This window comes from Streptomyces sp. NPDC041191, assembly GCF_055591945.1.
Window position 1 is genome coordinate 315906 of the sequence record NZ_JBVIZC010000010.1, and the last position, 20388, is coordinate 336293.

At 72.8% G+C, this 20388-nt stretch carries 17 protein-coding genes and 1 pseudogene; 6 read left to right on the top strand and 12 right to left on the bottom strand.

Annotated features, from left to right (window positions below; genetic code table 11):
• Positions 1-97 precede the first annotated feature (97 nt).
• Positions 98-577 (bottom strand): annotated as a pseudogene (locus tag ACZ6AQ_RS21690) (MarR family winged helix-turn-helix transcriptional regulator); the annotation flags it as partial.
• A gap of 56 nt (positions 578-633) precedes the next feature.
• Complete coding sequence (locus ACZ6AQ_RS21695; RefSeq protein WP_468761454.1) at positions 634-1113, bottom strand: hypothetical protein; 480 nt, start codon at positions 1111-1113, stop codon at positions 634-636.
• Positions 1114-1271: 158 nt separating this feature from the next.
• Between ACZ6AQ_RS21695 and ACZ6AQ_RS21700 the strand changes: the two genes are divergently transcribed.
• Positions 1272-2036 (top strand): SDR family NAD(P)-dependent oxidoreductase, encoded by a 765-nt coding sequence (locus ACZ6AQ_RS21700; RefSeq protein WP_468761456.1) that lies wholly within the window; start codon positions 1272-1274, stop codon positions 2034-2036.
• A 103-nt stretch (positions 2037-2139) separates the two neighbouring features.
• Here the strand turns inward: ACZ6AQ_RS21700 and ACZ6AQ_RS21705 are convergent, their stop codons facing one another.
• Positions 2140-3333 (bottom strand): RtcB family protein, encoded by a 1194-nt coding sequence (locus ACZ6AQ_RS21705; RefSeq protein ID WP_468761458.1) that lies wholly within the window; start codon positions 3331-3333, stop codon positions 2140-2142.
• A 174-nt stretch (positions 3334-3507) separates the two neighbouring features.
• On the opposite strand from ACZ6AQ_RS21705, the gene ACZ6AQ_RS21710 reads away from it, so the two are divergent.
• From ACZ6AQ_RS21710 to ACZ6AQ_RS21720, 3 genes are all read left to right on the top strand, one after another.
• On the top strand, positions 3508-4440 hold the full coding sequence (locus ACZ6AQ_RS21710; protein ID WP_468761460.1) for a DUF3558 domain-containing protein: 933 nt from the start codon (positions 3508-3510) through the stop codon (positions 4438-4440).
• 124 nt (positions 4441-4564) lie between these two features.
• Entirely contained in the window at positions 4565-5299 is a 735-nt protein-coding gene (locus ACZ6AQ_RS21715; protein WP_468761462.1) for a DUF3558 domain-containing protein, read from the top strand.
• Between the two features lie 115 nt (positions 5300-5414).
• Positions 5415-6755, top strand: coding sequence for a DUF2637 domain-containing protein (locus tag ACZ6AQ_RS21720; RefSeq protein ID WP_468761464.1), 1341 nt, complete (start codon positions 5415-5417; stop codon positions 6753-6755).
• Positions 6756-6839: 84 nt separating this feature from the next.
• Here the strand turns inward: ACZ6AQ_RS21720 and lysS are convergent, their stop codons facing one another.
• On the bottom strand, positions 6840-8606 hold the full coding sequence (gene lysS, locus ACZ6AQ_RS21725; protein WP_468761466.1) for a lysine--tRNA ligase: 1767 nt from the start codon (positions 8604-8606) through the stop codon (positions 6840-6842).
• Positions 8607-8873: 267 nt separating this feature from the next.
• Between lysS and argS the strand changes: the two genes are divergently transcribed.
• Positions 8874-10643 (top strand): arginine--tRNA ligase, encoded by a 1770-nt coding sequence (gene argS, locus ACZ6AQ_RS21730; protein ID WP_468761468.1) that lies wholly within the window; start codon positions 8874-8876, stop codon positions 10641-10643.
• A gap of 72 nt (positions 10644-10715) precedes the next feature.
• On the opposite strand, the gene ACZ6AQ_RS21735 is transcribed toward argS, so the two are convergent.
• Positions 10716-12278 (bottom strand): helix-turn-helix domain-containing protein, encoded by a 1563-nt coding sequence (locus tag ACZ6AQ_RS21735; protein ID WP_468761470.1) that lies wholly within the window; start codon positions 12276-12278, stop codon positions 10716-10718.
• A gap of 245 nt (positions 12279-12523) precedes the next feature.
• Here ACZ6AQ_RS21735 and ACZ6AQ_RS21740 point away from each other — a divergent pair, with 245 nt between their 5' ends.
• Positions 12524-13309: a DUF4232 domain-containing protein gene (locus ACZ6AQ_RS21740; RefSeq protein ID WP_468761472.1), complete on the top strand. Its 786-nt coding sequence runs from the start codon at positions 12524-12526 to the stop codon at positions 13307-13309.
• Between the two features lie 69 nt (positions 13310-13378).
• Here ACZ6AQ_RS21740 and ACZ6AQ_RS21745 read toward each other — a convergent pair whose 3' ends face one another.
• The 7 genes from ACZ6AQ_RS21745 to ACZ6AQ_RS21775 all read right to left on the bottom strand — a co-directional run bounded on the left by ACZ6AQ_RS21745 (position 13379) and on the right by ACZ6AQ_RS21775 (position 20328).
• Positions 13379-13651: a DUF1876 domain-containing protein gene (locus tag ACZ6AQ_RS21745; RefSeq protein WP_388699121.1), complete on the bottom strand. Its 273-nt coding sequence runs from the start codon at positions 13649-13651 to the stop codon at positions 13379-13381.
• A gap of 111 nt (positions 13652-13762) precedes the next feature.
• On the bottom strand, positions 13763-14764 hold the full coding sequence (hemB, locus tag ACZ6AQ_RS21750; protein ID WP_468761474.1) for a porphobilinogen synthase: 1002 nt from the start codon (positions 14762-14764) through the stop codon (positions 13763-13765).
• A gap of 208 nt (positions 14765-14972) precedes the next feature.
• On the bottom strand, positions 14973-16643 hold the full coding sequence (locus ACZ6AQ_RS21755) for a bifunctional uroporphyrinogen-III C-methyltransferase/uroporphyrinogen-III synthase (RefSeq protein WP_388699127.1): 1671 nt from the start codon (positions 16641-16643) through the stop codon (positions 14973-14975).
• Complete coding sequence (gene hemC / locus ACZ6AQ_RS21760) at positions 16640-17626, bottom strand: hydroxymethylbilane synthase (protein WP_468761475.1); 987 nt, start codon at positions 17624-17626, stop codon at positions 16640-16642. The genes ACZ6AQ_RS21755 and hemC overlap by 4 nt, the downstream gene beginning before the upstream one ends.
• Positions 17623-18996, bottom strand: coding sequence for a glutamyl-tRNA reductase (locus tag ACZ6AQ_RS21765; protein WP_468761477.1), 1374 nt, complete (start codon positions 18994-18996; stop codon positions 17623-17625). Before ACZ6AQ_RS21765 ends, hemC begins: the two co-directional genes overlap by 4 nt.
• Positions 18993-19787 (bottom strand): redox-sensing transcriptional repressor Rex, encoded by a 795-nt coding sequence (locus tag ACZ6AQ_RS21770; protein ID WP_388699135.1) that lies wholly within the window; start codon positions 19785-19787, stop codon positions 18993-18995. The genes ACZ6AQ_RS21765 and ACZ6AQ_RS21770 overlap by 4 nt, the downstream gene beginning before the upstream one ends.
• Positions 19788-20058: 271 nt before the next feature.
• Positions 20059-20328 carry a glutaredoxin family protein gene (locus ACZ6AQ_RS21775; protein ID WP_388699138.1) on the bottom strand — a complete coding sequence of 90 codons (270 nt, stop codon included), beginning with the start codon at positions 20326-20328 and terminating at the stop codon, positions 20059-20061.
• Positions 20329-20388: the final 60 nt, after the last annotated feature.

Sequence of the window (20388 nt, forward strand, 5' to 3'; positions counted from 1 at the left end):
GCACCGCGCCCGCCGGCTCGCCCTCGGGCCGTTCACTCCCGGCCCGTTCGCTCCCGGCCCGTTCGCTCCCGGCCGGTCCGTCCCCGGCCGGACGGTCCAGGTCGCCGCCGCGCAGCCGCTCGACCTGACGGGCACTCACCTCGACGGTGCGCCGCATATGGGCGATGAGCAGGGCGACCTCGGCGTCGCTGTAGACGTCGAACATCGTGCCCCAGGTGCTGTTGAGCTTCCGCCACAGGGTCCCGAGCTCCACCGTCCGCCGGGGGACGAGCGCCACCAGGACCCGCCGCCGGTCCTCGGCGTCGCGCTCGCGCGTCACGTACCCGGCCCGCTCCAGGCGGTCGACGAGCCGGGTGGCGGAGCCCGTGGTGAGGCCGGTCAGTTCGGCCACCCGCCCGGTGGTCACCGGCCCCTCCTCCAGACCGAGCAGGTTCAGGCACTGCACGTCGGTCGGGTGGAGCCCCAGATGGTCGGCGACGGCCTGGTTGAACAGGGCGTAGGCGGCCATGTAGCGACGGGCCTCCCCGTACAACTCGCCCATCAGCGCCTCGCGCCGGGCGGAACTCTTCTGCGTCATGCAGCAATCGTACGGACCGGCACCGGACGGCCGTCGTGGACGCGGAAGGCGGCGGCTCAGAAGACGTAGGGGTCGCCGGTGGCGAGCACCAGGACGCGGTGGCGGTCGTTCTCGGGGTCGGGATCGGCCGCCCCGTCCCGCCAGGCCGTGGTGATCTCCACCGTCATCTCGTCCGGGAGCCCCGCGGTCCACAGGTCGAGCACCAGCTCCCCGGTCCCGCCGGCCGCCAGGAGTTCCCCCGTGCGGCAGGACACCACCCGGTCGCTGCTCCACAGACAGGCGGGCGGCAGTTCCCGTCCGCCCTCCATCGGCGAGGAGAAGGCGATCCGGACCGTCGCCTGTGCGAGGTCGGAGGGCCCGTGGTTCTCGCTGACCAGCCAGACCCCGACCCGTCCGCCCCAGAGGGAGACGTGACCGTGGTGGGACAGATCGGCCTCGGGTCCGGGCACGGACCCCGCGGCGCCGGCGGCCGGACCCGCTCCCACCGTCACGGCCGCGAGAACGGCCCCGAGCACAGCCTTCCGCAATCCACGCATGCGCACAAAATACCCAGGAAACTTCACATCTTCGGACAATCCGACGATCCGCGTGTCAGCGCCGTCCCGTCCCCCGAACACCTCGACCGGTCGCTTCACCCCCCACCTATCCTGACCGGGCGATCGACGACACCGACCACCTGCGCGAGGAGCACGCCATGACCGCCCCCGGTACCCCCATCGCCGTCATCACCGGAGCGAGCAGCGGGATCGGCGCCGCCACGGCCAGGCGGCTGGCCGCCGCCGGTTACCGGGTGGTCCTCACCGCCCGCCGCAAGGACCGCGTCGAAGCCCTCGCCGCCGAGATCAACGAGGCCGGCCACCAGGCCACCGCGTACGCCCTCGACGTCACCGACCGCGCCGCCGTCGACGAGTTCGCCACCGCCTTCCGCACCCTCGCCGTCCTGGTCAACAACGCCGGCGGCGCCCTCGGCGCCGATCCCGTCGCCACCGGCGACCCGGACGACTGGCGCCGGATGTACGAGGTCAACGTCCTCGGCACCCTCCACATGACCCAGGCCCTCCTCCCCGCCCTCACCGCGAGCGGCGACGGCACGGTGGTCGTCCTCTCCTCCACCGCGGGCCACGGCACCTACGAGGGCGGCGCCGGCTACGTCGCCGCCAAGAACGGCGCCCGCGTCCTCGCCGAGACGCTCCGCCTGGAGATCGTCGGCACCCCGGTCCGCGTCATCGAGATCGCCCCCGGCATGGTCAAGACCGAGGAGTTCGCCACCACCCGCTTCCGCGGCGACGCCGACCGGGCCGCCGCCGTCTACGCCGGCGTGGCCGAGCCGCTCACCGCCGACGACGTCGCCGACACCGTCACCTGGGCCTGCACCCGCCCCCCGCACGTCAACATCGACCTCCTGGTCGTCCGCCCCCGCGCCCAGGCGTCCAACACGAAGGTCCACCGCACGTCGTAGAGGCGCGGGAGGGGCCGACGCGCACGCGCCGGCCCCTCTCCTCCCGGAATTCCCGCAGTCCCCGGACCCTCCCGGAGATCCGCCGAAGTCCCGCGGAAGCGGTTCAGCCCTTCACACAGACGACCTGCTTCAGCTTCGCGACGACCTCCACCAGGTCCCGCTGCTGGTCGATCACCTGCTCGATCGGCTTGTAGGCACCCGGGATCTCGTCCACGACGCCGGAGTCCTTGCGGCACTCCACGCCCCGCGTCTGCTCCTCCAGGTCCCGGGCCGAGAAGCGCCGCTTCGCCTCGCTCCGACTCATCCTCCGGCCCGCGCCGTGCGAGGCCGAGTTGAAGGACGCCGCGTTCCCGAGGCCCTTCACGATGTACGAGCCCGTGCCCATCGACCCCGGGATGATCCCGAACTCCCCGGAGCCCGCCCGGATGGCACCCTTCCGCGTGACCAGCAGGTCCATGCCCTCGTACCGCTCCTCCGCCACGTAATTGTGGTGGCAGGAGATGACCGGATCGAAGGTCACCCTGGCCTTGCGGAACTCCCTCCGGACGACCTCCTGGAACAGCGCCATCATGATCGCGCGGTTGTACTTGGCGTACTCCTGGGCCCAGAAGAGGTCGTGCCGGTAGGCCGCCATCTGCGGGGTGTCCGCGACGAAGACCGCCAGATCGCGGTCGACGAGACCCTGATTGTGCGGCAGTTTCTGTGCCTCGCCGATGTGGTACTCGGCCAGCTCCTTGCCGATGTTCCGCGACCCGGAGTGCAGCATCAGCCAGACCGCACCCGACTCGTCGAGACAGAACTCGACGAAGTGGTTTCCGGATCCGAGCGTTCCCATCTGCTTGTGAGCACGTTCATGACGGAACTTGACCGATTCCGCGACCCCGTCGAAGCGCGACCAGAAGTCGTCCCACCCCGCCGTCGGGAACTGGAACAACCGCGAGGGGTCCACCTCGTCCCGGTGCATCCCCCGCCCCACCGGAATCGCCTGCTCGATCTTCGACCGCAGTCGCGACAGGTCGCCCGGCAGGTCGTTCGCCGTCAGGGAGGTCTTCACCGCCGACATCCCGCAGCCGATGTCCACACCGACGGCCGCCGGACAGACGGCGCCCTGCATCGCGATCACGGACCCGACCGTCGCGCCCTTGCCGTAGTGCACGTCCGGCATCACGGCGAGGCCCTTGATCCACGGGAGCGTCGCCACGTTCTGCAGCTGCCGCAGGGCGCCGCCCTCGACCGAGGCGGGGTCGGCCCACATCCTGATCGGCACCTTCGCGCCCGGCACCTCTACGTACGACATACTCCCTCGATTCCCCCGAAAAGACCGATAACGCAAAAACCGGAGCCAAAGCCCGTACAGGTGACAGGGGACCGGCATCAACGGCAGCGTGTGCGATAGACATTGTGTCCACCGGCCGGGTTCGCGCGGCAAACAGTTTTCGGGAAAGTCTTCGGGAGAAGGGAGCCTGGGACCGTGCAGCGAAAGACGTACGCCTCCGGCCGCACCGGGCCCACGGCTCGCACCGCCGCCGTCCTCGCACTCGGCCTCGGCCTCGGCGCGGGGCTCACCGGCTGTTCCTCCGGCGCCCCGGCCGACGAGGTGACCGTCGACGCCAAGGCGGCCCCGGCCGCCGCCGTCGCGCGCCCCGGCCGCTACCGCACCCTCTTCGACGCCTGCGGCGCCGTCCCGCAGGCCACCCTCAAGAACATGCTCCCGGGCGCGGCCGAGCTGCCCGACGCCGAACGGGCCAGGGTGTACCGGGGCAGTCCCGTCGTCACCTACGACAACGACCGGCGCGTCGGCTGTGCGTGGAAGGCCGACGCCTCCGGCGCCTCGCACCAGCTCACCCTCGACGTCGAGCGGGTGGTCTCGTACGACACCGCCGTCAGCGACGACGACCGGGCGCAGGAGGTGTACGTCCGCAAGCAGCTCGCGGCACACGTCCCCCTGCCGCCCACCGCCCCGCCGACGACGGCCGGCACCCCCACCGCCCCGGCCACCGGCGCGGCCACGAGCGCGCCCGCCGGCACACCGACGGCGACCTCCGGTGCGGCGGGCGGGCCCCCGGCGGGCGACGCCCCCACCCCGACCGCCACCGGCCCGACCGGTTCGGGCACTTCCGGCGCTTCCGGTACTCCCGGTTCCCGGGGCCCCGCCCCCACCGGTCTGGAACCCCGCGTCCTCGAGGGCCTCGGCGACGCGGCGTACCTCGACGACGTGACCGGCACGCTCGGCGCGAACAGCCGCCAACGGGTCGTCAGCGTGGTGTTCCGCACATCCAACGTGCTCGTGACCGTCTCCTACCGGGCGCAGACCTCCGGTTCCCCGGAGGCGCCGGACAGCGGGGAACTGCAGGAAAAGGCCCGTGACCTGGCCCGGCTGCTCGCCGAACGCCTGGAGGAGTAGCCGTTCGGTGCCGCTCCGTGAGCGGGCGCCGAACACGTAACGTGTCGGCGTAGCCCGTGGCCGTACCGGTGGTCACGGCCGTCGGGTCGGCGGCCGGACCGTACGACAAGCGACTGAAGGAACCATGCAGCGATCAGCCTCGCGACTCACCCGCACACTCGCCTGCGCAGCCGTCCCGGTGATGCTCGTCGCAGCCGGATGCTCCTCGGACTCCGGTGACTCCGGCAAGCCGAAGACGGGGGCCGCGTCGAGCGCGTCGGCGTCCGCGACCCCGTCGCCCGCGCAGACGACGAAGACGGTCGAGGCGGCGAAGTTCGCGAAGCTGCCCCAGGTCTGCCAGTCGGTCTCGGCGAAGACGACGGAGGCGCTGGTGCCGAAGGCGAAGGCCAAGAACGGCACGCCGACCGGTTCCGGCGACCTGTCCAGCCGTGGCGGCTGTTCGTGGAACGGCCTCGACGACCAGGGCGTGAAGGGCTCGCAGTACCGGTGGCTGGACGTGTCGTTCTTCCGGTACGCGTCGGACGTCTCGCTCGGCAGCGGCCAGGAGCGCGCGCGGGAGAACTTCGCGAAGGAGCTGGCGAAGGCCGAGGCGACCCCGGACGCCAAGAAGCTGCGCACCGTCGTGACCCCGGGCGTCGGCGACGAGGCGAAGACCGTTACGTACCAGGTGCGCAAGACGAACGCGGACTTCGTCTACGCCTCGGTCGTCGTGCGCACGGGCAACGTGCTGGTCCTGCTGTCGTACAACGGCGCCGGGTACGCGGGGGCTCCGTCCCCGACGGAGAAGGCCGTCGCGGACGGAGCGGTCGGCGCGGCCAAGGAGGCCGTCGCGGCGGTCGAGGCCGCCAACAAGCAGTAGCGAACCGGCACGAAACCACGCATTCACACGGAGCCCGCCCCTCCCCGGGGGCCGGGCTTCGTTCACCTGTGCCACTCTGTGCGCGCGGGATGTCGAACGACGGGAGGGATCGCGGGTGGCCGCGATGCAGCTGACACGCACACACCGAGTACTCATCGGCCTCGTCGTCGCCGGCGCGCTGGTCATCGCGGGGATCGGTTTCGCGGGTTCGTACGCCGCCGTGCGCGAGCTGGCCGTGCAGAAAGGTTTCGGCACCTTCTCGTACTTCTTCCCGATCGGCATCGACGCGGGCATCTGCGTCCTGCTCGCCCTCGACCTGCTGCTCACGTGGCTGCGGATCCCGTTCCCGCTGCTGCGGCAGACGGCGTGGGTGCTGACGGCGGCGACGATCGCGTTCAACGGCGCGGCGGCCTGGCCGGACCCGCTGGGCGTGGGCATGCACGCGGTGATCCCGATGCTGTTCGTGGTGGCCGTGGAGGCGGCGCGGCACGCGGTGGGCCGGATCGCGGACATCACCGCCGACAAGCACATGGAGGGCGTCCGGCTCACCCGGTGGCTGCTCTCCCCCGTGCCGACGTTCCGGCTGTGGCGGCGGATGAAGCTGTGGGAACTGCGGTCGTACGAGCAGGTCATCAAGCTGGAACAGGAGCGGATGATCTACCAGGCCCGGCTGCAGGCCCGGTTCGGCCGGAGCTGGCGGCGCAAGGCGCCGGTGGAGGCGCTGATGCCGCTGCGGCTCGCCCGGTACGGGGTGCCGCTGGCGGAGACGGCTCCGGCGGGTCTGGCGGCGGCGGGCATCGAGCCGGTCCTGCTGCCGCCCCGGCCGGCCGAGGCGTACGAACAGCAGGCGCGGGAGGTGTCGCGGGACCGGGCACAGGGGCCCCACCCGCTCCCGCAGCCGCAGCCCCACGCGCCGCAGGAACTCGCACGGGCCGACGCCCCGCAGGTCTCCCTGGCCCCGCAGGTCTCCCGGGCCGCTCCGGCGGCGGTGGACCCGGCCGCCCACGTGACCCACGGGAGTCCGTGGTTCGACGCGCAGAGCCTCCTGACGAAGACGTACACGGGTACGTACGACCCCCGGCGCGTCGTGGAGCCCGAGCCCGCTCCGGCTCCGCCCCGGGCCCAGACCCCGGCCCCGGCTCCGGCCCCGCAGGGACCGGAGGGTGCCGCGCCCCCACCGGAGCGCGAGCGGGACGAGGAGTCCCCGGAGCGCGAGGAGGAGGCCGCGTACGCGGAGCGGGACCAGCAGGTCGAGGAGCTTCGCGAGCTCGCCCACAAGCTCAGCCTGACGTACGCCGTGGAGCACGACCGCTTCCCGGAGGACGCGGAGCTGGAACGGCAGGTGGCGCTGCACTACGGGTTCCAGCGGTTCCCCGAGCCCGATCTGCTCCAGCGGCTGATCCCGGAGATCCAGGAGGAGATCCGGAAGTCGATGGCCGAGCAGCGCACCCCCTGATCCGCGTCCGCGCGATGACGGGGGAAAGGGCCGCCGTCCGGGATTCCGGGCGGCGGCCCTTTCACGCGCTCACGCTCGCGTCGCTCACGCGCCGAGCAGCCTCCGCACCCGCTCCGCTCCCACGGCGAGGAGCAGCGTGGGAAGGCGCGGGCCGGTCTCCCGGCTGACGAGGAGCTTGTAGAGCAGGGCGAAGAAGGCGCGCTGGGCGAGCTTCAGTTCCGGCGTCGGCCTGGCCTCGGGGTCGAGTCCGGCCATGACCTTCGGGACGCCGTAGACGAGGGTGGTGAGCCCGTCGAGCGACCAGTGGGTGTCGAGGCCGTCCAGGAGGAGGCGGAGCGAGGTGCGGCCCTGCTCGTCGAGGGAGCCGAGGAGTTCGGCGTCGGGCTCGTCGCGGACGATGGTGCGCTGGTCGGCCGGGACCTGGTTGGTGATCCAGTTCTCGGCGCGGTCGAGGCGCGGCCGGACCTCGTCGAGGGAGGTGACCGGGTTCTCCGGGTCGAGTTCGGTGAGGATCCGCAGGGTCTGCTCGTCGTGGCCGGCGGTGATGTCCATGACCGAGGCCAGCGTCCGGTACGGAAGCGGGCGGGGGGTCCGGGGCAGCTCTCCGGCGGCGGTGCGGGCGGCGCGGGAGTGGGCGGCGGCGTCGGCGGGCAGGGCGGTGCCGTCGGCGACCTTGGCCTCCAGCTTGTCCCACTCGTCGTAGAGGCGCTGGATCTCCTGGTCGAAGGCGATCTTGAAGGACTGGTTGGGCCTGCGGCGGGCGTAGAGCCAGCGCAGCAGGGGCGCCTCCATGATCTTCAGCGCGTCGGCGGGGGTCGGCACGCCGCCGCGCGAGGAGGACATCTTGGCCATGCCGCTGATGCCGACGAAGGCGTACATGGGGCCGATGGGCTGGACGCCGTCGAAGATCTCGCGGACGATCTGGCCGCCGACGACGAAGGAGGAGCCGGGCGAGGAGTGGTCCACGCCGGAGGGCTCGAAGATCACGCCCTCGTAGGCCCAGCGCATGGGCCAGTCGACCTTCCAGACGAGCTTGCCGCGGTTGAACTCGCTGAGCTTGACGGTCTCGCCGAAGCCGCAGGCGGTGCAGGTGTAGGCCAGCTCGGTGGTGTCGTCGTCGTACGAGGTGACGGTGGTGAGGTCCTTCTCGCACCGCCCGCAGTAGGGCTTGTACGGGAAGTAGCCGGAGGCGCCGCCGGAGCCGTCGTCCTCGGCGGCCGCGCCGGAGCCCTCCTCGGCCTCCAGCTCGGCCTCGTCGAGGGGCTTCTGGGACTGCTTCTTCGGCGCCTTCTTCGTCCGGTACTGGTCGAGGATGGCGTCGATGTCGGCACGGTGCCTCATGGCGTGCAGGATCTGCTCGCGGTAGGCACCGGCGGTGTACTGCTCGGTCTGGCTGATCGGGTCGTACTCGACGCCCAGGTCGGCCAGGGACTCGACCATGGCGGCCTTGAAGTGCTCGGCCCAGTTGGGGTGGGGCGAGCCGGCGGGGGCCGGGACGGAGGTGAGGGGCTTGCCGATGTGCTCGGCCCAGGACTCGTCGATGCCCTCGATGCCGTTCGGCACCTTGCGGTAGCGGTCGTAGTCGTCCCAGGAGATGAGGTGCCGGACGGTGTACCCGCGGCGGCGGATCTCGTCGGCGACCAGGTGCGGGGTCATGACCTCGCGGAGGTTGCCGAGGTGGATCGGGCCGGACGGGGAGAGTCCGGAGGCGACGACGACCGGTTTGCCAGGCGCACGTCGCTCCGACTCGGCGATGACCTCGTCCGCGAAACGGGAGACCCAGTCGGTCTCGGTGCTGCTCTGAGCCACGGTCGGTACGTCCTTCTTCCTTGGTCTTTCCCGGATGTTCATGCCGGTGTTCACGGAGGGGACGGAACCCCTCACGGTCTCGCGTCAGCCATTCTCCCAGACGGAGCGGAGCGCCCGGAGGTTGTCCACAGGTCGGGAGGGCCGGGAGGGGACGGGGGACGTCCGCGGGGCGGAGGACGGGGAAAACGGAGTTGTCCACAGGCGGGCCGTCCGGGGAGAAAACGCGTTGCCCTCCCGTGGGACACTTGACGGGCGACAGAGCCCCGCCCGAAACGGGGACATCCGACACGACAACAGGAACGGAAGCTCATGGCCTCGGTCCCTTCCCTCGCTTCGACCGTGCAGCAGCGCCTCGCGGACGGACTCTCGGCCGCCCTGCCGGAGGCCGCGTCCGCCGACCCGCTGCTGCGACGAAGCGACCGGGCCGACTTCCAGGCCAACGGCATCCTGGCGCTGGCCAAGCGGTTCAAGGGCAATCCGCGCGAGCTGGCGGCGAAGGTCGTCGAGGCGATCCCGGCGAACGACGTCCTGAAGGAGATCGAGGTCTCCGGCCCCGGCTTCCTGAACATCACGGTCACCGACGCGGCGATCGTCGAGACCCTGGCGGCCCGCGCCGCCGACGCGCGCCTCGGCGTGCCGTTCGACGGATCGGCCGGCACGACGGTGATCGACTACGCCCAGCCGAACGTGGCCAAGGAGATGCACGTCGGCCACCTGCGGTCCGCGGTGATCGGCGCGGCGATGGTCGGGATCCTGGAGTTCACCGGCGAGACGGTGGTCCGGCGCCACCACATCGGCGACTGGGGCACCCAGTTCGGCATGCTCATCCAGTACCTGATCGAGCACCCGCACGAGCTGGACCACTCCCCGGAGGCCGAGGTGTCCGGCGAGGAGGCGATGTCGAACCTCAACCGGCTCTACAAGGCGTCGCGCACCCTGTTCGACTCGGACGAGGGGTTCAAGACGCGGGCCCGCGCGCGCGTGGTGGACCTCCAGGCCGGTGACGAGGAGACGATCGCCCTCTGGCAGCGGTTCGTCGACGAGTCGAAGATCTACTTCAACTCGGTCTTCGACAAGCTGGACATGGACATCCGGGACGCCGACGTCGTCGGCGAGTCCGGTTACAACGACATGCTGGCGGAGACCTGCCGCATCCTGGAGGAGACGGGCGTCGCGGTCCGCTCCGAGGGCGCGCTGTGCGTCTTCTTCGACGACGTGAAGGGCCCGGACGGCAACCCGACCCCGCTGATCGTCCAGAAGTCCGACGGCGGTTTCGGATACGCGGCGACGGACCTGTCGGCGATCCGGGACAGGGTCGAGAACCTGAAGGCGACCACCCTGCTGTACGTGGTGGACGCGCGTCAGTCGCTGCACTTCAAGATGGTCTTCGAGACGGCCCGCCGGGCCGGCTGGCTGAACGACGAGGTGAAGGCGCACCAGCTGGCGTTCGGCACGGTCCTGGGCAAGGACGGCAAGCCGTTCAAGACCCGTGAGGGCGAGACGGTCCGGCTGGTGGACCTCCTCGACGAGGCCGTGGACCGGGCGACGGCGGTCGTCCGCGAGAAGGCCGGGAAGGTGGGCCTGACCGAGGCGGAGATCGTCGAGAACGGCCAGTACGTGGGCATCGGCGCGGTGAAGTACGCCGACCTGTCGACGTCGGCCGCGCGGGACTACAAGTTCGACCTGGACCAGATGGTGTCGCTGAACGGCGACACGTCGGTGTACCTCCAGTACGCGTACGCGCGGATCAGGTCGATCTTCGGCAAGGCCGGCGACCGCGTCCCCGCCGCCCACCCGGAGCTGGAGCTGGCCCCGGCGGAGCGCGCGCTCGGTCTGCACCTGGACGGGTTCGCGGAGACGGTGGCCGAGGCCGCCGCCGAGTACGCGCCGCACAAGCTGACCGCGTACCTGTACCAGCTGGCCTCGCTGTACACGACGTTCTACGACCAGTGCCCGGTCATCAAGCCGGCACCGGCGCGGGAGGTCGCGGAGAACCGTCTCTTCCTCTGCGACCTGACCGCCCGCACGCTCCACCAGGGCATGGCCCTCCTGGGCATCCGGACGCCCGAGCGCCTCTGACACCCGGAGCACCGACGGGCACCCCTCGCGTACGTGAGGGGTGCCCGTCGCGCGTTAGGGCCCGTCGCGCGTTCAGTTCCCTTCGGACGGGCGCCACTCGCCCGGCTCGGCCCACCAGATGTACGAGGGACGCCCGGCGGTCGCGCTGGTACGGAACGGACGGCCCCCGTCGTCGACCCGGATCACGCCCCTCCGGTCGCCGCTGCTCCAGGAGACCTCCAGGTACCAGCGCACGTCGTGGGCCTCGGTGGTCACGTCGAAGCGGAGCACCTGGGGGTCGTCGGACGCGACCTTGTAGGGGAAGTCCTTGGCCGGCACGATCGTGTCGCCGTCCTGACCGGCGACCGGCCGGAGGTCGGGCCGGGAGCGGTCGAGGTCCACGGCGAACGTCTGCGGGACGACACCGCTGCCGCAGCCCTCGCCCATCGAGTACGCCGACCAGGGCAGCGGGGCGGAGCGCCCCACCACCCGGACGTGGATGTCGTTGATCACCACGGAGTCGGCCGTCCGGCCCGTGGCGGTCAGTTCCAGGCGCATGCCGCCGCCGTCCACCGCGCCCAGCGAACGCGCCCAGCTCCTGTGGTCCTGGGGAGGCGGCGGCGGAGGGACCCTGCCGGGTTCGCCGTCGAGCAGGTAGTACTGCCCGCAGGGATGCTCCCAGTTGTACGAACTGATGCCGACGCGCAGCGGAACACCGGTCGCGGGCGCGCCGCCGGACGGCGGGGCGGTGGGCGACGGGTTCCGCCCCGGCGCCGGGCGCGAGGCCGGGGCCGAGGGGGTCGCGGTGCCGGGGAGCCCGGTCGGGGTGCCCGAGGCGGAACCGGACGGAGTCGGGGTCGGGGTGGCCGTCGGGGTCGCGCTCGGGGAGGAGCCGGGGCGTACGAGGGCGGCGGCACCGGTCGCCGGGCCGGACGGGACGGAGCCCGGCGCCGACCGGTCCGGGCGGCCCCCGCCCCCACCGGTCGCGAACACGGCCACCGGCACGGCCACCGCGACGACCGCCGCGGCGGCGAGCGCGACGAGCACCCGGCGCCGGCGCGGACCGTCGGCCCGGGGACCGGGCACGGACTCCTCCCGAAGGGGCGGGGGAGACGCGACGGGACCGGCGGTCCCTGCGGGCTCGGTGGACTCTGCGGGCTCTGCGGGCTCTGCGGGCTCTGCGGGCTCTGCCGCTTCGGCGGGATCGACAGCACCAACAGCTCCGGCGGCGCCGGCGGGCACGTCCGGGAGGGTCGCCGCCTCCGGTTCGGGAGCCGCCTTCGCGCCCGGCCCCGGCCCCACTACCGGCACCGGCTCCGGCTCCGCCTCCGACCCCACTACCGGCACCGGCACCGACTCCGGCTCCGGCTCCGGCGGTCTCGTTCCCGTCCCCGAACGCCCCCGTGTCCGCGCGTCGTCCGCGACGATCCACCGCCGGTGCAGGTCGATCAGTTCCTCGCGTCCCGCCCCGCACAGCCGCGCGAACCGCTCGACCGCCACGAACTCGGCCGGTACGGCGTCCCCGTTGCAGTAGCGGTGCAGGGTCGACGTACTGACGTGCAGGCGTCCGGCGAGCACTCCGTAACTGTGCCCCGAGCGTTCCTTCAACCGCCGCAGCAGCGCGCCCAGCTCCTGCGCCTCCGGTGTGGTCGCCACCGCGCCCCTCCCCGTCTCCCCGTACCCGGTGCCCCTGTGTCCCGGAACGGCGTTCCAGGCAGAGGCCGTTCCCGCTGGTCACCGTACCCGTGAACGTTCCAGCGTCCCCGATGGCCCGGTCGGCGTTGCGTCCGGAACCCGCCGCCCCGCAACCTGTGACCACGCCGCACCGCACTGGTCGAACGGGCAGTACGGCGGATCGAGACCGACCGAAAAGCACCGACACAACGGGGAGTTCCACCACCATGCGCATCCACCGCATCCGCATCGCCGCCGCCGCGGCCGTCACCGCCGCCGCCCTCTCCCTCACCGCCTGCCAGGGCTCGGCGGACGGAACGCGGGACGAGGGCCGGGCCCCGGCCCCGGTCACCGCCGCCCCGTCCTCCTCCGCACCCTCCGCGTCCTCCGCACCGGAGCCGGCGGCGACGGCGACCCGGACGACGGAGCCGGCGACGGCGACGCCGGCCGGAAGCGCCTCGCACGGCACCGGCACATCCCCGCACGGCTCCACCACCCCCGGTGGCAAGAACGGCAAGAACGGCAAGAACGGCGGGAACAGCAGCGGCGGAAACAGCGGCAGCAGCGCCGGCCAGGACACCGCCGCCACGGACCGGTCGTGCACGGCGACGACCGTACGGGTCGTCTACAGCCCCGTCAGCCGCCCGCTCAACCACGCCCTGCTCACCGTGACCAACACCGGCGGCACGACGTGCAACGCCTACTACGCGCCGGTGCTGCGCTTCGACGAAGGACAGGCGGCGGTCGCCGTGGACGAGAGCAGCAAGCCGCAGGCGGTCGCCACCCTCGCCCCGGGCGAGAGCGCGTACGCGGGGATCACCCTGTCGGCGGCCGACGGCAGCGGGTCGCACGGCGGCCCGGCGAAGAACCTGACCGTCTGGTTCGCCCCGCGCGACGGAGCGGGTTCGACCGGCGGCCCGAAGGTCCTCGAGCTGCCCGCCGGGACGTACACGGACAGCAGCGCCCGGGTCACGTACTGGCAGGGCTCGATGGACGACGCCCTGAGCTTCTGACCCCGCCCCCTCCCCCGGTGTGCCGCGCCCCGCACGGGCGCGGCACACCGCGTGCGTGCGGGGCGCGGGTCAGCGGAGTGCGCGGGACGTCCGTCCGGACACCGCGTCGATCTCCGTGTGGGCCTTCCCGAGGAGCTGCGAGGCGAGGTCCATCAGCGCGCGGGCCCCGGCGATCTCCTCGCCGACCCGGAGCTGGTCCGGGTCGGAGGGGTGCCGGTGGGCGGTGCCGTGGCCCCGGAACTCGGTGCCGTCCCCGAGCCGGACCATGGCCGCGGCCCGCGTCCGGCCGTCCTCCTCCCGGAACTCCATCTCCACGTGCCATCCGACCAGCGTGTGCGTCATGGGGACCACCTCCGGCGGGTTGCCTGTCGGCTACCCCTCCAGGGTGCGCCGCCCGGCCCGCCTCCACCAGCCCGGCGGGCCGGCGCCCGGAACGGTCCGGACGGCCGCGGCTCAGACCCCGTCGCGAAGCGTGCGCGCGGCCTCGGTCGCCCAGTACGTCAGGATCATGCGCGCCCCGGCCCGCCGGATGCCCGTCAGGGTCTCCATGATCGCCTTGTCGCGGTCGATCCAGCCCCTCTCGGCGGCCGCCTCGACCATCGCGTACTCCCCGCTGATCTGGTACGCGGCGACCGGCACGTCCACCGACGCGGCGACCCGGGCGAGGACGTCGAGGTACGGGCCCGCGGGCTTGACCATCACCATGTCCGCGCCCTCCTCCAGGTCGAGCGCCAGCTCGCGCATCGACTCGCGGAGGTTGGCCGGGTCCTGCTGGTAGGTCTTGCGGTCGCCCCGGAGGGAGGAGCCGACGGCCTCGCGGAAGGGGCCGTAGAAGGCGGAGGAGTACTTCGCGGTGTACGCGAGGATCGCCACGTCCTCCTTGCCGATGGTGTCCAGGGCGTCCCGGACCACGCCGACCTGGCCGTCCATCATCCCGGAGGGGCCCACGACGTGGACGCCGGCGTCGGCCTGGACCTGGGCCATCTCGGCGTACCGCTCCAGCGTGGCGTCGTTGTCGACCCGGCCGTCCGCGTCGAGGACGCCGCAGTGGCCGTGGTTGGTGTACTCGTCGAGGCACAGGTCCGACATGATCACCAGGTCGTCGCCGACCTCGGCCCGCACGTCCCGGACGGCGACCTGGAGGATGCCCTCGGGGTCCGTGCCCGCCGTGCCCGCGGCGTCCTTCTTCGCGTCCTCGGGCACGCCGAAGAGCATGATTCCGGAGACTCCGGCCTCCAGCGCCTCCACGGCGGCCTTCCGCAGCGTGTCGCGAGTGTGCTGCACGACCCCGGGCATCGCCTCGATCGGCACGGGCTCGGTGATCCCCTCGCGCACGAACGCGGGCAGGATCAGGTCGGCGGGATGCAGCCGCGTCTCGGCCACCATCCGCCGCATGACGGGCGTCGTCCGCAGCCGCCGCGGGCGCGCCCCGGGAAAGGATCCGTACGAGTTCATACGGTCGAGGCTACGCCCGCGCGTGCCGTGCACTTGCCGACACCGTGTTGCCGTTCCCGCCGGTGGGACGGGCCCGCGTCCGTCAGGCCGGGCGGAGGCCGAGGGGGGTCCCCCGCCCCCGCCGCGCCGCCACGCCGCCACGCCGCCACGCCGCCACGCGAAAGGCGCGGGCCCCGGAGGGGGACCCGCGCCCGTGGAACGCGTACCGCTACGTCGTCCGGCGCCGTCTCGCCCCCGGTCGCCGCTCGCTCGGCCGCGTCACCGGGTCGCCGGCCTCCAGGGCCGCCTCCCGGCGCCGCGCGCCGAAGTCCGCGAGGGCCGCCGCCAGCTTGTGGACGGACGGCTCGGGCGACAGGACGTCCACCCGCAGCCCGTGCTCCTCCGCCGTCTTGGCGGTGGCCGGGCCGATGCAGGCGATGACCGTCACGTTGTGCGGCTTGCCGGCGATGCCGACCAGGTTCCGCACGGTCGAGGACGAGGTGAAGAGGACCGCGTCGAAACCGCCGCCCTTGATCGCCTCACGGGTGTCCGCCGGCGGCGGCGAGGCCCGTACGGTCCGGTAGGCGGTGACGTCGTCGACCTCCCACCCGAGCTCGATGAGGCCCGCGACCAGGGTCTCGGTCGCGATGTCGGCGCGCGGCAGGAAGACGCGGTCGATCGGGTCGAAGACCGGGTCGTACGGCGGCCAGTCCTCCAGGAGCCCGGCGGCGGACTGCTCTCCGCTCGGCACCAGGTCCGGCTTCACGCCGAAGTCGACCAGCGCGGCGGCGGTCTGCTCGCCCACCGCCGCGACCTTGATCCCGGCGAAGGCGCGCGCGTCGAGCCCGTACTCCTCGAACTTCTCCCGCACCGCCTTCACGGCGTTGACCGAGGTGAAGGCGATCCACTCGTAGCGGCCGGTGACCAGGCCCTTGACGGCCCGCTCCATCTGCTGGGGGGTGCGCGGCGGCTCGACGGCGATCGTCGGGACCTCGTGCGGCACGGCGCCGTACGAACGCAGCTGGTCGGAGAGCGAGGCGGACTGCTCCTTGGTGCGCGGCACGAGGACCCGCCACCCGAAGAGCGGCTTCGACTCGAACCACGCCAGCTGTTCCCGCTGCGCCGGGGCGCCGCGCTCGCCGACCACGGCTATGACCGGCCGGTGGCCCTCGGGCGAGGGGAGGACCTTGCCCTGCTTGAAGACCTGGGCGATGGTGCCGAGGGTCGCGTTCCAGGTCCGCTGCCGGGTGGTCGTACCGGCGATCGTGACGGTGAGCGGGGTGTCCGGCTTGCGGCCGGCCGCCACCAGTTCGCCGGCGGCCGCGGCCACCGAGTCGAGCGTGGTGGAGACGACGACGGTGCCGTCGGAGGCACCGACCTCGGTCCAGCACCGCTCGTCGGCGGACCGGGCGTCGACGAAGCGGACGTCGGTGCCCTGCGCGTCGCGCAGCGGCACACCGGCGTACGCGGGGACGCCGACGGCGTTGGCGACGCCGGGGACGACCTCGAAGGGGATGCCCTCGGCGGCGCAGGCGAGCATCTCCGCTCCCGCGTTGCCGTCGAGACCGGGATCGCCGGTCACCGCACGGACGACCCGCCTGCCGCTCCTCGCGGCCTCCATGACAAGATTGGCCGCGTCCCTCAACACGGGGACACCGGCGGCTGTTGACGCCTCGTCGACGACCGCCAGTTCCGGCGTGCTCACCCCCGCGCGCGCATGGCCGCGAACGACGTCGAGGACCTCCGGCTCGGCGATCAGGACGTCCGCTCCCGAAAGGGCCTCGACGGCCCGGAGGGTCAGCAGTCCGGGATCGCCGGGACCCGCGCCGAGGAACGTGACGTGTCCGTGGCCCGCGAAGGCCGGGGACAGGGGGCTGGTGGTCGGGCTGGTGGGGTTCAAAGTGCTCGCTCCCCCATAAGACCGGCCGCACCCTTGGCGAGCATCTCGTCCGCGAGTTCGCGTCCGAGCGCCATGGCCTCGTCGTGCGAGGTGGGTACGGGTCCGGTGGTGGACAGCTGCACCAGCGTGGAGCCGTCGGTGGTGCCGACGACGCCGCGCAGGCGCATTTCGGTGACAGCCTGCCCGTGACCGGGGCCGTCGGCCAGCAGGTCGGCCAGCGCACCCACGGGTGCGGAGCAGCCGGCCTCCAGGGCGGCGAGCAGGGATCGCTCGGCGGTCACGGCGACCCGCGTGCGCGGGTCGTCGAGAGCGGCGAGCGCGGTGGCGAGTCCGGCGTCCGACGCCGGGCACTCGACGGCCAGGGCCCCCTGACCGGGGGCGGGCAGCACGACGTCGACCGGCAGGCGGTCGAGCGACAGGGAGCCGGCGAGCTCCGCCGTGCCGCCGATGCGGTTGAGGCCGGCCGCGGCGAGGACCACCGCGTCCAGCTCCCCGCTGCTCACGTAGCCGATCCGGGTGTCGATGTTGCCCCGGATCGGGACGCAGGTCAGCTCCAGGCCGTGGCTGCGCGCGTACGCGTGGAGCTGGGCCGTCCGCCGCGGCGAGCCGGTGCCGACCCGGGCGCCCCGGGGCAGCCGGTCCAGCGTCACCCCGGCGCGGGCGATCAGGACGTCGCGCGGGTCCTCGCGGCGCGGGACCGCGGCCAGCGTCAGCCCGGGGTGCGGGGTGGTCGGCAGGTCCTTCAGCGAGTGGACGGCGAAGTCCACCTCTCCGGCGAGCAGCGCGTCGCGCAGGGCGGCGACGAAGACGCCGGTGCCGCCGATCTGCGCGAGGTGCTCCCGGGAGGTGTCCCCGTACGTCGTGATCTCCACGAGCTCGACGGGCCGGCCGGTCACCTGCCGGACGGCGTCGGCCACGTGCCCGGACTGGGCCATGGCGAGCTTGCTGCGCCTGGTCCCGAGCCTCAGTGCCCTCTCGGTCATACTCGCCCTCGGTTCTTGACGTCGGCGTCATTCAGGTCGGCCCGGCTGACGGCGGCCACCGTCTCCGGGTCGAGGTCGAAGAGTGTCCGCAGCGCGTCGGCGTACCCGGCGCCGCCGGGCTCGCCCGCGAGCTGCTTGACCCGCACGGTCGGCGCGTGCAGGAGTTTGTCGACCACGCGGCGCACGGTCTGGGTGATCTCGGCGCGCTGCTTGTCGTCGAGGCCGGGCAGCCGGCCCTCGAGCCGGGCGACCTCGACGGCCACCACGTCGGCGGCCATGGCGCGCAGGGCGACGACGGTCGGGGTGATGTGGGCGGCCCGCTGGGCCGCGCCGAAGGCGGCGACCTCGTCGGAGACGATGGTCCGCACCCGGTCGACGTCGGCGGCCATGGGCGCGTCGGCGGCGGCGTCGGCGAGCGACTCGATGTCGACGAGCCGGACGCCGGGGACGCGGTGGGCGGCGGCGTCGATGTCGCGGGGCATGGCGAGGTCGAGCAGGGCGAGCGGGGTGCGGCGACCCCGTACGGCGGTCTCCACGTCGTCGCCGGTGAGGACGAGCCCCGTGGCGCCGGTGCAGGAGACGACGATGTCGGCACGGGTGAGTTCGTCGCCGACGGCAACCATCTCGGCCGCGTGCGCGGTCACCCCGGTGCCGCCGGGCTCGTTCAGGATCTCGGCGAGCCGTTCGGCGCGGGCGAGGGTGCGGTTGGCCACGACGATCTCGGAGACGCCGGAACGCGCGAGGGTGGCCGCGGCGAGCGAGGACATCGAGCCGGCGCCGATGACGAGCGCCTTCTTGCCCTTGGCCCAGGTCGCGACGTCGGTGCCGCCCGTGTCGCCCGTGCCGTCGGCGAGCTGTTCCAGGCCGAAGGTGACGAGCGACTGCCCGGCCCGGTCGATCCCGGTCTCGCTGTGGGCGCGCTTGCCGACCCGCAGGGCCTGCTGGAACAGGTCGTTGAGGAGGCGGCCGGCGGTGTGCAGTTCCTGGCCGAGGGCGAGGGCGTCCTTGATCTGGCCGAGGATCTGGCCCTCGCCGACGACCATGGAGTCGAGGCCGCAGGCCACCGAGAAGAGGTGGTGGACGGCCCGGTCCTCGTAGTGCACGTAGAGGTACGGGGTGAGCTCGTCCAGACCGACGCCGCTGTGCTGGGCGAGGAGGGTGGACAGCTCGGCGACGCCGGCGTGGAACTTGTCCACGTCGGCGTAGAGCTCGATGCGGTTGCAGGTGGCCAGGACGGCGCCCTCGGCGGCCGGTTCCGCGGCGAGGGTGTCCTGGAGGAGCTTGGCCCGGGCGTCCGGCGACAGCGCGGCCCGCTCCAGGACGGAGACCGGGGCGCTGCGGTGGCTCAGACCGACGACGAGGAGGCTCATGCCGGCATCACCGCGGGAACGTCCCCGTCGGGTCCCTTGCGGCCGTCGTTCCCCGCGGCGGCGCGGGGGGCCGGCGGCACGACGGCCGGTACGGGCTCCGCGCCGGAGCCGTTCCCGGCCGCGGACTCCTCGCCGGCCTTGCGCTGCTCGTGGAAGGCGAGGATCTGGAGCTCGATGGAGAGGTCGACCTTGCGCACGTCCACGCCGTCGGGCACGGAGAGCACGGTCGGGGCGAAGTTCAGGATGGAGGTGACCCCGGCGGCCACGAGCCGGTCGCAGACCTGCTGGGCGACGCCCGCGGGGGTCGCGATGACGCCGATGGAGACGCCGTCCTGCTCGATGATCCGCTCGAGGTGGTCGCTGTGCTGGACGGGGATGCCCGCGACGGGCCTGCCGGTCATGGCGGGATCGGCGTCGATCAGCGCGGCGACGCGGAAGCCGCGGGAGGCGAAGCCGCCGTAGCCGGCGAGCGCGGCACCGAGGTTTCCGATGCCGACGATGACGACCGGCCAGTCCTGGGTGAGGCCCAGCTCGCGGGAGATCTGGTAGACGAGGTACTCGACGTCGTAGCCGACCCCGCGGGTGCCGTAGGAGCCGAGGTAGCTGAAGTCCTTGCGCAGCTTCGCGGAGTTGACCCCCGCGGCCGCCGCGAGCTCTTCGGAGGAGACCGTGGGTACGGAACGCTCCGAGAGCGCGGTCAACGCGCGCAGATACAGCGGAAGCCGGGCGACGGTGGCCTCGGGAATTCCTCGGCTACGGGTCGCCGGTCGGTGAGTTCGGCCAGTTGCCACGGTGCTCCTGCGGGATGAGCGGGGCTGCAGGCGGCCATATGTCCCAAGACCGCCCCGTCGAATGCAGGCTATGTCTTTGTGAACGCGTGCACAAAGATGGTGTCCGTTTTGCCCGGCCAAAGTGACCGGGGTCACGCAACCGGTTCCCGTCGTCACGGAACCGCGAGGGGTCTCGGCGCGTTGACCTTCCGAAGGGGGCAAAACCGCACACTCTCCTTACGACTCGCCCCCGAGACCCGACAAAACGTCCATGATGGTAACCGCCTTTCGGTCAGGCACCCAGTTCGCGCCGGAGCCGGTCGGCGTCCACCCGCCAGAAGGTGTGCTGCTCGCCGTCGACCAGGACCACCGGGATCTGCTCCCAGTACGCCCGGTACAGCTCCTCGTCCCGGGTGATGTCCTTCTCCTCCCAGGCCGCCCCCGTCTCCGCGCACACGGCCTCTACCACCGCCCGCGCGTCGTCGCAGAGGTGGCACCCCGGCCTGCCGATCAGCGTCACGGTCCGCGCCCCGGCGTCCGCCTTCTTCTTCCGTCCGAACATGCCGCCATTCTGTCCCGGCCGGGCGGGACGGAAGTCCCGCGCCGTTCACCCTCCCGGCAC